Origin of the sequence: Vitreoscilla stercoraria DSM 513 (genome assembly GCF_000382305.1) — a bacterium.
GTDB classification, from domain to species: Bacteria; Pseudomonadota; Gammaproteobacteria; order Burkholderiales; family Neisseriaceae; genus Vitreoscilla; species Vitreoscilla stercoraria.
Genome location: NZ_KB908032.1, coordinates 46999 through 60036 on the forward strand (window position 1 = coordinate 46999; position 13038 = coordinate 60036).

Sequence of the window (13038 nt, forward strand, 5' to 3'; positions counted from 1 at the left end):
GGGAAACAAAATGATTGAAAATTACTTAAACGATTTGGCACATCAAGTCACGCAACCGATGGTGCCCAATAGCGCGCAAGTGGTGTTTGATGGCCTAGCGGTCGAAGCCAAAGATGCGGCAAGCCAATATGAATTGACCAATTTGCGTTTGTTGGTCGCCAGTGCCTTGATTGCTTGGGCGGAAACCGATGACTTGCAAGAAGGTGAAACCCCAACTGATCGTTTGAACGCTTTGTTCATGGGCATTGTGGATTTGGACAAAGACGGTGAAGTCACCAGCGATGAAGCCGATTATTTGGACATGGCTTTGAATGTAGCGGTTGAGTGGTTGCAATTGCAAGGGGTGACCAATGCTGACATCGATGCTTTATTGAATGATGACGATGACGACGTGGCTGAAAACGTCATGGAGTTGCTGGCAGGGGTATTGCCTGATGGTGACGATGCCATTGAAGCGGCTATCAATGAATTTGCGGGTTTGGGTGCGGTGATGGATGGCGCAGTCATGGATGCGATGTACAAAAAAGTGACTGCTGTTCGCAATGGCCAAAAGGTTAAAATCAAAAAACGCATCAGTGGCAAAGTGCGTTTGACGTCAGCCCAAAAGCAGGCCATCAAGAAAGCACAGCGTAAATCACACAATGGTGCCGCACGCATGAAACGCGCTAAATCAATGCGCAAGCGCGCCAAACTGGGCATGTAAGGTTTTATAGGAGCGTAGGGCATGACGTGGTTCAATGATTTGGTGGCCGCTGGTGTGGAAGTTTTACAGCAAAAATACACCATGAAATCCAATTGGGGTTCTTTGAATGCCCATTTATTTGCCACCATCATGCCTTGCGACAAAGATGGCAATCCGATTGCTGGCGCGATAGCCGTTTCAGCGCCTTTAATTGATAGCGCCGACATGCAACAACAATTCAATTGGCAGTCTCCATTTGAAAACGTCCCACTAGAATCCAAAAATCCAACCTTGGCTGCACGTTTGCAATCAGGACAGGCAGAACAAGTAACACAATTGTTGGCAAGCAAGATGGAAGAATACGGTGGGGCAACGGGTGAATCGGTGGCAGGTATTGTGCGGCCATTGTCTGAAGTCATGGGTGCAGCCGAAGGACGCAGCGGCATTACCAAACTTAATAGCCGTCAGGTATTTGTCGGACATGAGCCGATTAAGTTTGAGCTGACTTTGGCATTTCGTGCCTACCAAGACCCAGTATCAGAAGTGACCAAGCCCATCAAAACCTTGTGGGCCATGGGTTATCCCGCCGAAATGGCCGAAGACATGATCACAGCAGCGGTGCAATCCACTGAAGAAGCGGCTCAAACTGGCGTGACATCCACCACTGATGGCATGAAAAAACTGATTGAAACCTTGTTTCCGACCATTGCCCCGACGTATGTGTCTTTGACTTACAAAGGTGAGACTTACAAGCCACTGGTGATTGAAAGCATTTCACGCCCTTTGATCAATCCTTATTCCAGCTTTGGTGATGTGTATGCCACGGTTCAAATCAGTTTGGGAACGCACCGAAGTTGGGATCAAAAAGACTTGCAAAATATCGGTCACAGCGCGGTGAATACCTTGTTTGACAATACCGCCAGCGCTGTATCCCGTTTATTCCAATAAAGGCAAACCCATGTTCAATTTAAAACAACAGCAAGCGGCCATCAATCAAGTCACTGCTTTGGGCGAAATCGCCATCGCCAGTGAATATTTGATGGTGATTGAGGGTTATGAACACCTGCGTTTTTTAACCAAAGGCTTTGCATTGCCTTTGGCATCCGCAGAAGACAAAATCGACGTGTTTTTAGCAGGTGGCATAGTGACCCATACCAGCCCAATGGCCAAAACCGATTTTTCACATGGCTTGACCATCATTGAAACCGTACCAGGCCATGCTTTGGACTTGTTTGAAGCCGTGGCTTATGAGCGCAGTATTGTCCATCGTACCAAATTCAACTTCACCATTTATCAAGGTACGGTTGAAGAGCATGTGCGCAAATGGTCATGCAGCTCAGCCTTGTTACATGGTTTTGAGCCGCCTGAAATCGATGGTGAAAACCGCACTCAAATCATGCAATACGCAGGCAACATTGCCTACCATTGCTTTGGCAGCAAGAAAGGCAATATCTGATGCTGACCATCACTTCTTTGGTAACTGAATACCGTGATACCCATGTCACCACACTTTTGGATGAGGTTTCTTTGGAGGCTTTGTTCATTGAAGCGGTACGTGAATACCAGGCATGGGCGGCTTTGAAAGCAGAGAACCAGCGCATCGATGTATTGGCTCAAGCATCGGTGCTGGTCAGCGATGAAGTGATGGTCAATGCCAATACCGTTTTGTCCTTGTCAGAATGGGGTGTCATCAAGCCTTTGGCGTATTTTTATGTCGAGCGCCAAGAAGCTTTGGTACAAGAGGCGAGTAAAAACCACATGCACGAATTGTTTGGGCGCACATCGAGCGAGATTGAGCAAGACATCACCGTTTATCGCAACGATCAATTGCGCCGCTTGGCATTTAGAATGCCCATCATCACTGTTTGATGTTTACAGGACGCCTTATGTCGATTTACCAACCGAGCTTGTTCAGTAATGTGACTTCTACTGCCAGTGGTTTGTTGTCAGGTGTTATAGGCAGTGCTGCCACCTCTTTAGGCGGCGCTGCCACACAAGCCATCAATGGTAAAGTGTCCGGTGCATTGAGCCAAACGGTAGCAGGTAACTTGGCCAATGCTGCCATTGGTATGGCTGCCACCGAAATCAACAAACGCGCCAATGCAGCGATTCAAAACTTGGGTTACCAAGTGGATGAGACCATCAACCAAAGTGCTGGCAAGGTGTTGTCGGCTTTGGGCTTGAGCAATTTTGGCCATCAAGCCCGCAGCGATCAAGATTTGCATTTTGCAGGCGGCTTGTCACTGAATGACATGAAGCAAATCATTGAAGAAACCCGCGCCGATGAGTTGTCTCGTAAGAATTTCTACGTGTTGCAAATCAATGACCGTTCAGGGCAAGCCCCCACTGAGGGCAGTGATGGCAATCGCAGCTTGTTCAATTTGTTTACCACCAATTTGTCGTTCAATCCGATTGAAATCAGTGCAGAACAGATTCAAATTGGCTCAGGAACCATGAACATTCCGACTCAAAACGGTTTGACTGAGATGACTTTGAGTGTGTATGACACCATGACAGGTGTGATTAAAGATTGGGCCAAGCGCAAGGCTTTGTACCAAACCCCAAGTGATGGCACGGTGATGCCGCCGTATTACCATTGCTTTGATGTTAAAGTGATTTATGGCACCAATAAGGCCTATAAACAATTTTACAATGAGACTTACACCATGATGATTGCGGGCACCCAAAGTGATTTAGATCGTTCTGAAGAAGCTTTAGAGCAGGTGTCTTTGCGTTTTGTACAAGAATCGACCTTCATGCCCACTTGGATGTAAACGATGAGCCAACAAGTTTCTGCTCAATTCATTCTTGCACAAGTCCACCATTGGATACACACACCGCAAAATGCCTATTTGGGCAGCAATTATGGTATTGATGTCTACCAATATTTACACAAGCCGATGACCCACCAAATGGCGGATGAAATCATTGCCAAAATGCGGGCTGATATTCCTGTTTTGAATGGTGTGGCAGAAGACGGTCTGAATATCCATGCGCGCAATGATGGCTTTGACAGCAAAATCATTGTGATTGAGGTGTATGGCTATGCCTTAGAAGTGGACTTGAATCAAATAGGGAGCCAGCACCGTAAATGACGAAGTGACTTACAATCACTTCGTATCTACATAGGGAACGCCTCGAAAACCACGCTGTTGTGTGTCTGATAATAAGCCTGAATCCATTTTCAGGCTTTTTTTATGAGCGACGTTTACAGTAAGGAAGACTTCAAAGAAGCCGCATTGCGCATGTTGGTAGGCAGTGATACCGAATTGGCTGAGCGTGTGGCCATGGGCGATGTGTTTGTGATCGAGCATATCGGTGCCATGGCGCAAATGCTGGCCATGTTGTCGTCTCAAATTGGCTTAGGTGAAACCGAGTTTTGGACGAAGGCTCGCGATTCGATGGTATTGGCCGATGCTGCTGCCCGTCAAATCTTTCCTTATGGAACCGCTTCTAAATACCGCTTTGCCATACACAATCCACAAGATGTGGCCACCACCATTCATGCAGGTCGCCGCTTGCTTGATAATCGCAACCGTACTTGGGTGGTGACCGATGGCGTGGTGGTGCCTGCTAAAAGTCATGCTTATGTTGAAGCGGAGCAATTGGATGAAAACCATTTTGTACACACTGTCACCGAGCACGAGTCTTTTTACCAAATCGGCATTCCACAACCTGCTGACAATCAATTTTTATTGAATGTACAAGTCAATGATGGCGATGGGGATTTATTTGAGCATGTGGCACGCTTTAACAATGTTCTTCAAGGTCAAAAGGTTTGGCATTTGCATGGCAATGAAGTGATGGATTTGTTTGTTACCTTTGGTTTGAAAGACAAATTCGGTTATGTGCCACAAGTGGGTGAACAAATCAAAGTCACATTGCGTTACACCCATGGTGATGTGGTACTCAAACAAGATTCAGAGCTGAGCTTGGAATATGTGCAACCAGGTGAAGAGTATTTGAGCATTTATGCCGACATTCAAATTCAGGCCGGTTCTGATGCGCCCAATATCACTGAATTGCGTGAAATCACTCGTTATCCGTCGATTTACGATGAAAACGCGGTGTATCTGGGCGAATTTCAAGCTCTGATTGAGCGCAAACACAGTCCTTTTGTCTTTTTATCGGTATGGAATGAGATTCGGGAAGAGCAAGCTCGTGGTGCCAATGTAAACAACATCAACAAGTTGTTTGTTTCTTTCATCAAGTCAGGCATCAATACCACTGCGATGCAAACCCAAATCAAAAATACCGTATTTATGGCGGATGACAGTTACCAATTGGTGTTTGTCCCTGCGGTAGAACAAGCCATTCACATTCAAGTGGCTTTGCAGTTGAAATCCATGTATGACGAGGGCGATGTCAGCCAACAAATCAAATTGTGGTTGTTGAATCAATACGGGCGCGATTCCTTGTGGGCAAAACGAGGTGGGCAACGTATTAACAACCGCAATACGGTGCGTGAATTGACCAAAGCGATTGCCCAATTTGCTGATGGAGGTAGTGATTTGTCTATGGTGATTGAACAGCCACAAAATCACTTGCCTGAAGTATTTCAATATGTGAGTGCTGCATCCATCAGCATCACTAATACACCGATCTAGCCATGAAAGCGCTGATTCCCTTACAACAATCGCATGAACACGATGCTTTTGAAACCGAACTCAAGCAAGTGTTTGTGGCTTTGTATCAAACGCATTTGGCAGATGCGGCACAAAACATCAATGTTTATGGTACGCCTTACTTGGGCAACCGTGATTTGCTTCAAAAAAGCTTGGTTGCTGATGGTATCGGTAATTTTGAAGCAGAGAATGTTGATTTAAGCGTCCTGAAATATTTGCACATGGCACGTCGTTATCGCAATGGCAAACGAGGCTTGCATTTACTCAATACCTATTTACGTGCGCTTTGGCGAGACGATTACAAGGCGTATCAGCTGTATTTTGTTAAAGATGGGGTTTACGCTCAGGACGCTTCTTTGTTTTCACCGACGGACATTGAAGAAATGGGGCGGTCAGCAGAAGATTTTGTTTTAACGTCACGGGTTCGCATTGAATTGAGTCCTGACTTAACGCCAGTTGATGCAATCCCTAGCGATGTTGCCAATTCATTAGACGACACTTTGCCAGCACGTTTGTTCATTCATGACATTGTGGTGCGCCGTGATGTGAATGGCGGTGTGAATATAGGTCAACACAGCGACTTCTTTTCAGTGACCAGGGAAACCGTGGTTAAGTTTGAGGTGGAAGAGGCTGTGTATCTGACATCGAAACCTTATCCAACTGATGAATTTGAAGCGCTACAAACCAGTGTGAGTATTCAATCGATTGAGATTAAAAATGTGATGGTGGCGCTGGACAATATAGAGCCTGAAGCCATTACAAGTAGCGCCATCATTGAAAGCGCACAGCTTAAAAATGTGTTGGTCAGTCAAGAAGCGTCAATAGAAGCCATTACAAGCAGCGCCATCATTCAAAGCGCACAGCTTAAAAATGTGTTGGTTAATCAAGAAGCACCAATAGAAGCCATTACAAGCAACGCTGCCATTGAAAGTGCGCAACTTAAAAATGTTTTGATTACCAATGATGCTCAGAGCGAGGCATTAAGTTGCAGCATCTTAATACAAGAATTTCATATAGATAATTAGAAAGGATGATATATGTCATCAATTCCTGAGTTCTCAGCCAAAGTTGAAATGTGCGGACGTTTTAAATTGGAAGTGTATAAGCAAAGCACTGGTGAGCTGGTTAAGCAAACCGACTGGTTTAACAACATTGTCTTAAACCAAGGTTTGAATTTGGCTTTTAATAAAAATATTTTTTCTGGTGTGGCGGTAGGCACAGGTAACAGCACGCCAGTGGTGACGCAAACCGATTTAGATTCCCGTTTTGCGGCCACTACAACCGCAGTAGGTAGTGATATTAAAACCATTATTGATGCTGATGTACCGTATGCGTCATTAATTAAGCAATTTCGTTTCAATGCTGGGGTTTTTAACGACCAAGTTTTAACAGAGGTTGGTATTACAACGAATGAAACAGGCGCATTGCTTTTCAATCGTGCATTGATTTTAGATGCCAATGGTCAACCGTCATCTATTCAAATCAAATCTGATGAATATCTTGATGTTAAAGTCGAATTGAGAATGTATGTGTCAAAAACACCAACAACAGGAAGCTTTAATTTAACAGATAAAAATAATCATTTGATTCGCTCTCATTCATATCAGTGTTTGCCATCTAAAATCAATACATCTATTTTTTATTCACTATCAAGTGGTTTTTCAAGTGGTAACGGCTTTGGCCTACAAGCATATCCAAATTCAATGTCTACAAATATTTTTACGGGTTATCCAAGCGGTAGTACGATATTTTCGACTTCTAATACCAGCGTAAGTAAAACCTATTTTTCTTATGTTAATGATAGTTATTCAGTCAGATACCGTTTTATTGTGCCTTTGAGTCTTGGCAATACCGCTGCAATAAAATCATTTTTACTTGAAACTTATATGATTGCATTTCAATTTCAATTAGACGAGACCATCCAAAAAACGGCTGATGAAATATTTACTATTTTCTTTTCAGTGTCTTGGGGCAGATATACAGGGGTGGTTGAATGATGAATATTGCGATAGGCGTGCAGGGGCGTTTTCAATTCACCAAGCGCAACGCTGTTACACATGAAGTCACTCAAGAAACCGACTGGATGGACAATATTGTCTTAAACAGCGGTTTGGATTTAATGGCGGCTGGTAGTTGGTTTGGGGGTATTGCTTTGGGTACAGGAAACAGTACGCCAGTGGTAACGCAAACCGATTTAGATGCTCGTTTTGCGGCATCTACAACGCAGCAGGGCAGCACTGTTAATGGCGTATCAAGCGAAGTACCTTATTATGGCTTTTCACGCAAAACCTTTCGCTTTGCCGCTGGTGTCTTCAATAACACCATTTTGTCCGAAGTAGGTATTTTGTCAGGCAACACATCATCGGCAATTATCAATCGTGCATTGATTACCGATGCACAAGGCAATCCGACTTCGATTACGATGCTTGCTGATGAATATTTGGATGTGACAGTTGAAGTGCGTGTTTATCCAAACGCTAGCGACCAAGTGGGCAGTATTGCGATTATGAATCGTGACCAAGTGGCTCAAACCGTCAATTACACAATCAGACCAGCAAATATTAATCAAGCCGCAAGCTACAAAATTGGCACGAACATGAGAGCTTCAGTAGGCACGAATGGCAATGCTTTAGCAACGTATAGCGGTGCAATAGGAGCTGCTGAATACATACCAAGCGGTACAAATCGATGGACTTCAACAGCAAGTGCAATTACGCACAATATAGCATCGTATGTCGGCGGCTCTTTTAAGACTGTACACACTGTGTCACTTCCAGTTGAACAAGGTAATACAACATTTTCATCAATGTTGATTTATACGCCTTTGGGCTTGTATCAGATTGGCTTTGATACGCCAATCTCAAAAGTGAATACTCAAACCATGCGCTTTCAATATGTTGTGACTTGGGGGCGTAAAACATGATTCCCAATAATCAGCTTTCTAGCACGCCCATTCCCAATGAATTTTTAACACCCACACGCATGTATCCATTGGTGGATTATGAATGGGGTGGTGTAGGCATTCGTGATTTGTCACAAGGGCGCAATGGCTATCTGTGGTCAAGTTCATATGTGGACAACAAAATCATTCTTTCCAACCCATTAGGCTCACATGAGATTTTGACCGTGGCTAATGTGGTGCAATTGAGTTTTGCATTTGACTTGAATATGAATCCATATATTGCTTACAAATTACTCAATGGCCAATCGTATTTATATTGGTATGACAGTACGGTCAATGCGGCTGTTACCACACCGTATGGCACAGTTTTATCACCAATGCTGGCCTTGGATGATATTAGACCCAATCAAAACGCCAATGCGGATGTGATTTTTGCGTATGTTAGGGATGGAATGGTGTATGTCAGGAATCAGCGTGAGCGTTTTCAAACCGAGCATCAATTGGGTGTATTTGATGCGATTGTACAAATGGGCATGATGCGAAATTACCGGCTTGGTTTCATCAATGTCAAAGTGAAAAAATATTATTAAAAAGGAAACATTATGAGCAATATCGCTGCTGACATTGTAGTTCGTATTACCCATGCCGGTTTGCTGGCTGCATCAAGCAATCCGCCTGATCGCAATGGTTTCCAAATCCAAATTTACCAAGCTAAGGTTTATGATGGTACTGGTGTATTGCGTGGCACTTATCCAACCACAGGCTATCGTTTGAGCGATGGTACTGTTCGTGTGAGCGTGATGATAGGCGTGGCCAATGAAGCCACTTTTGATTTGCACCGTATTGATTTAATCGACAAGACCAGTAATGTTGTGTTTGCCCAAGTTCGCCGTGAAGATAACTCAGTCATCGATGAGATTTTTGGTAAGAAAAAAACCATGCTCAATTATTATTTGAAATTGGGGTTGATTGACGACCAAAATATCAATATCACGGTATCGGCAGATGATGAATCAGCAATTACCATGCAATACTTAGATGAACACATTGCAGACAAGGATGCCCACAACCATCCTGATACCATTAATGAAGAAACCGAAAACACAGTTTACAACGGCTTGCATACCCATAAAATTGGTGTGGCCACCACTGAGGTGAAAGGCATTGTTAAATTGGCCACATTGGCTGAATCACGGGATCGTGATAATGAATCAGTGGCCATTACACCAGCCTGTATGGTGGATGCGATTGAGGCGGCTATTGGTGGGATTGATGGCATTGTGGATGCCACAACCACACAAAAAGGTGTGGTCAAATTAGCCAATACTGCAGAGGCTAAAGATGCTGACAATGAAGCAGTGGCCATGACGCCCAAACAAGTGGCGGCATTGTTGGCCAATGTGTTACCAAATGGCTTTGTGATACACCAGGGCATTTACAACATCACTAACGATGCTTTAGGACGGCCACAACCGCAAACTTTTACGGTTAAAGCAGATTGCAGCAAGGTGTTGATCAGAATGTCAGGCCGCTATGTTCGCAATGCCAACAATGGTGAAACTTCACAAGGTGTGGTGAAACGCATGTTGACGCAATACAAGCTCAATACGCGCGATGGTGCAGAAATAGACAGCAACTACACCACCATCCATGACATATCCAAATTCATGGGCAGAACCGACCAACAGTGGGATGAGTTTTTTTATCATGAAGCAGAGGTCAATAGGGCATTCAAAACAGGGGATGTGATTCAGTTGTATGCTGAAACCTATACGCGCATGGTGATCCAGCTAGTCAAATAAAACCATATAGGGAACGCTTCAAATTCAGTTACCAAGTGACGCCATAATAACCTCAATTAAATTGGGGTTTTTCTATGCCAAGCAAACAATCCACCATCCTTGACAGCCAAGGCTTGCCGTTCTTAAACACCACTGCTAACGACATCGAGCAATCAGCCAGCCTCAGTGCCATGGGCATTGATGCGGTGTCTATCAGTCAGGTGTTGGCTGCTTCTCAAAATCCAGCACGGCAACGCTTCGATATTTACCAATCTTACGCTTACATGATGGGAGACCCCATCATTGCCACAGCACTCAATTTGCACGTCACCCAATCTTTAGGTGCGCATGAAACCACCAGTGAGGTGTTTTTCATTGAAGCCAATGCCGATGCCACACCTGCAGAAGTGAAAATCATTGAAGAGTTGCAAGACATCTTGACTGAACAAATCAACCATTCTGCTTACCAATTGAGTTATTTGGCCACCGGTTATGGCGACGCTTATGCGCGCATCTATGGTAAAGAAGGCAAGGGTGTGCAGAAAATTCACATCGATGACGTGCTGTTACCGCCTTTGGTGCAGCCGATGGTGTGTGCGGGTGTGGATGCTGGTTATGTCTTGTCATTGGAAGGCAGTAAAGATGCTGCTTTGACCAATATGCAGTTGGCACGATTTAAAATGCCGCGCATGGGCTTTGTGCCACAGCAAAGAATGCTTTACAACGCTTGGCAGGCCAATTTGCTCAACGATGATTGGGAAAACCACAAACCATTGCCTGATACCATCGGCGGCTCCTTTTTACAGGACGCTGAACGCCCATTCTTTTTGCTGCAAAATGCCTTGATGGGTTTGTCATCTAGTCGCATCTTAGATGCGGTGCGTGAAGCCTTGGTCACCATCAACATGGATGGCATGACCGAAGACCAACAAAAAGAGATGTACAACAATGTATTGGGCATTTTGCAAACATCCAAAGCGCGCGTGGCCTCTGCCATCAAAAACAACCGTCCCATCACTGAAAAAATCATGCACATATTGCCGGTGCACAGCGACAAACAAATGATGTCGGTGGACAACGGGGCCATGTCAGGGGCAGGCAATGCCATTGGTTACAGCACCGAAGACGTGATGTTTTACGCCAAAATGCTGGCGGCGGTATTGGGTCATGATTTGTCGATGTTGGGATTTTCAGAAATCTTATCAGGTGGTTTGGGTGAGGGTGGGTTTTACCGTGTTTCAGCCCAAAGCGCACAGCGTGCCATCATGATCAGACAAGGCTTTACCAACTTTGTGAACCACATCATCGATGTGCATTGTCAATTGAAATATGGCGGCGTGTTTAAAAAACGCCCTTATGAAATCACCTTTATTGGTGCTCAGTCGGCATTAGAGAAAGAAAAGCAAGACACGCAAGAGCGTCGCTCGGTTGCCGCTTCGACCGTTTTGCAAGCGTTCACCCAATTGAAAGACGTGGGCTTTGATGAAAAGGCTTCAAGCAACTTCATGCGCCGTCAAATGAACATGGATGAAGATGATGCACTGATGTATGCACAGGCATTGGCTAATAATTTAGATAAGGGTGAAACGGAGTAAATTAAAAAAGCTAAATAGGGATATTAATAGTTAATACTGATATCCCTGTGATGCAATTAAGGGGTAGGTTTTTGAAAATCTACTACGGTATAAAGTTCTGGTATGGTGCCATTATTACGTTCATTTTTAATTAATGACTTTTTCGTTGGATGCCAACGTTCAATTAAGAGAAGTAATTCTTCAAAACAATGAGAATCTACCTTAATTGTATAAGATTGCAGCTTTTCATTATTTGGGGAAAAATGGTGTAAAGCAACCATCTCATAACCTAACTTGGTCATTCAATTTAAAATCATTTTTTCGACTTTAACCGATAATGTAATGCAAATATTACATTATGTTTTTAATCTCAAATTGAAATTCTAATCAGCATCGCGCTGCCGAAAACCAAACTTTTAATCATTGATAATCGATCACATCTTGATTTTACTGCTGGATATTTTTACAGGACGCCCATTGGATGTTTATCGGACTATCCAATTAGTTACACTGATGTGATTTTAAACTGCTTTTTTAAAAAATTCTTGATTAACGATGATTGAATGATGACCACAGTGTGTGTCTTACAATTTTAATGGATTTTTTGCTAGCAAATATATTTTGATTCAAACCTCTGATTCAATGAATCAATTTTTACCAAAACAAATATTCCAATACGGTAAAACCCAAAGCAACCGGAACCACCCAAAAACGAATTTGATCTTCGTAATAACCAATGTAAGCATCCTTATGTAACCAATAAAGATACAACAAAAACAATTCAATAACCAAATTCAATAAAAAATCTTTAAAAAATTCAAACACGGTACTGATGCTCCTATTGCAATCCAAATCCAATCAGTCCTTTTTTATTCACACTCCATCACCTTCATATGGCCATTGATAATCATCAATTTAGGGTCTGTTGAACATTTGGATGGATAGGATAGAGGACGTTAAAATATTATCGCCAAACAACTTTTAATCGCCCTCTATCCATGCTTGCAACCATCATCACAGAAGAACAATGGCAGAAGCTAAAGTCCATTCTCCTAGATTTGAATGTTTATGACAAACCCAGTTTGAAAAAGACTTTTTTAGGAATCATTTATCGCCTCAAAACGGGTTGCCAATGGCGATATTTGCCCAGTTGTTATGGAAAGGCCAATACTGTATTCAAAGCATTTCGTAGGTGGTCGGCAACAGGTTTATTTTATAAATTATTCAAAAGGTTGATTCAAAGCGCTGATACGGAATGGGTTTCAATTGATGCGACTCATATTCGAGCACATCAGAGCAGTGCTGGGGCCGTAGGTGGTGGCGATCAAAGTATCGCCAAAAGTATTGGCGGCAACAGTTCAAAAATTCATTTGGCAGTTGATGCACATGGTAATCCGCTTGAGTTTCTTGTGGGCGATGGCATTACTCATGATATTAAAATAGCACCGATGTTGCTGCAGCTTTTGGACTTGAA

Annotated in this window: 16 protein-coding genes; 14 read left to right on the forward strand and 2 right to left on the reverse strand. The window is 43.5% G+C overall.

Annotated elements, in window-relative coordinates; all coding sequences use genetic code 11:
• Window positions 1-10 precede the first annotated feature (10 nt).
• The 13 genes from H150_RS0111100 to H150_RS0111160 all read left to right on the forward strand — a co-directional run bounded on the left by H150_RS0111100 (window position 11) and on the right by H150_RS0111160 (window position 11585).
• On the forward strand, window positions 11-703 hold the full coding sequence (locus H150_RS0111100; protein ID WP_019959137.1) for a hypothetical protein: 693 nt from the start codon (window positions 11-13) through the stop codon (window positions 701-703).
• 21 nt (window positions 704-724) lie between these two features.
• The gene (locus H150_RS0111105; RefSeq protein ID WP_019959138.1) at window positions 725-1630 is read left to right on the forward strand and encodes a hypothetical protein; all 906 of its coding nucleotides are present in this window, start codon (window positions 725-727) and stop codon (window positions 1628-1630) included.
• Window positions 1631-1640: 10 nt separating this feature from the next.
• A complete protein-coding gene (locus H150_RS0111110) occupies window positions 1641-2138 on the forward strand; it encodes a hypothetical protein (protein ID WP_019959139.1) in 498 nt (165 codons plus the stop codon).
• Window positions 2138-2551, forward strand: a complete 414-nt coding sequence (locus H150_RS0111115) for a hypothetical protein (protein WP_019959140.1) — start codon at window positions 2138-2140, stop codon at window positions 2549-2551. Before H150_RS0111110 ends, H150_RS0111115 begins: the two co-directional genes overlap by 1 nt.
• A gap of 17 nt (window positions 2552-2568) precedes the next feature.
• The gene (locus H150_RS0111120) at window positions 2569-3456 is read left to right on the forward strand and encodes a hypothetical protein (protein ID WP_019959141.1); all 888 of its coding nucleotides are present in this window, start codon (window positions 2569-2571) and stop codon (window positions 3454-3456) included.
• Window positions 3457-3459: 3 nt separating this feature from the next.
• Window positions 3460-3777 (forward strand): hypothetical protein, encoded by a 318-nt coding sequence (locus H150_RS0111125; protein WP_019959142.1) that lies wholly within the window; start codon window positions 3460-3462, stop codon window positions 3775-3777.
• A gap of 102 nt (window positions 3778-3879) precedes the next feature.
• Entirely contained in the window at window positions 3880-5289 is a 1410-nt protein-coding gene (locus tag H150_RS0111130; RefSeq protein WP_019959143.1) for a hypothetical protein, read from the forward strand.
• Window positions 5290-5291: 2 nt separating this feature from the next.
• Window positions 5292-6332 (forward strand): hypothetical protein, encoded by a 1041-nt coding sequence (locus H150_RS0111135; protein WP_019959144.1) that lies wholly within the window; start codon window positions 5292-5294, stop codon window positions 6330-6332.
• Window positions 6333-6344: 12 nt separating this feature from the next.
• On the forward strand, window positions 6345-7304 hold the full coding sequence (locus H150_RS14875) for a hypothetical protein (protein WP_019959145.1): 960 nt from the start codon (window positions 6345-6347) through the stop codon (window positions 7302-7304).
• Window positions 7301-8230 (forward strand): hypothetical protein, encoded by a 930-nt coding sequence (locus H150_RS0111145; protein ID WP_019959146.1) that lies wholly within the window; start codon window positions 7301-7303, stop codon window positions 8228-8230. Before H150_RS14875 ends, H150_RS0111145 begins: the two co-directional genes overlap by 4 nt.
• Complete coding sequence (locus tag H150_RS0111150; protein WP_019959147.1) at window positions 8227-8799, forward strand: hypothetical protein; 573 nt, start codon at window positions 8227-8229, stop codon at window positions 8797-8799. Before H150_RS0111145 ends, H150_RS0111150 begins: the two co-directional genes overlap by 4 nt.
• A gap of 12 nt (window positions 8800-8811) precedes the next feature.
• Window positions 8812-10011 (forward strand): hypothetical protein, encoded by a 1200-nt coding sequence (locus H150_RS14365; RefSeq protein WP_019959148.1) that lies wholly within the window; start codon window positions 8812-8814, stop codon window positions 10009-10011.
• Window positions 10012-10085: 74 nt separating this feature from the next.
• A complete protein-coding gene (locus tag H150_RS0111160) occupies window positions 10086-11585 on the forward strand; it encodes a hypothetical protein (protein WP_019959149.1) in 1500 nt (499 codons plus the stop codon).
• Window positions 11586-11641: 56 nt separating this feature from the next.
• On the opposite strand, the gene H150_RS0111165 is transcribed toward H150_RS0111160, so the two are convergent.
• Both H150_RS0111165 and H150_RS15160 read right to left on the reverse strand, forming a co-directional pair.
• Window positions 11642-11866, reverse strand: a complete 225-nt coding sequence (locus H150_RS0111165) for a hypothetical protein (protein WP_019959150.1) — start codon at window positions 11864-11866, stop codon at window positions 11642-11644.
• A 352-nt stretch (window positions 11867-12218) separates the two neighbouring features.
• Window positions 12219-12389: a hypothetical protein gene (locus tag H150_RS15160; RefSeq protein ID WP_155970585.1), complete on the reverse strand. Its 171-nt coding sequence runs from the start codon at window positions 12387-12389 to the stop codon at window positions 12219-12221.
• A gap of 173 nt (window positions 12390-12562) precedes the next feature.
• On the opposite strand from H150_RS15160, the gene H150_RS0111175 reads away from it, so the two are divergent.
• The coding region (locus H150_RS0111175) for an IS5 family transposase (protein WP_019958915.1) at window positions 12563-13038 on the forward strand (476 nt) is incomplete at its 3' end.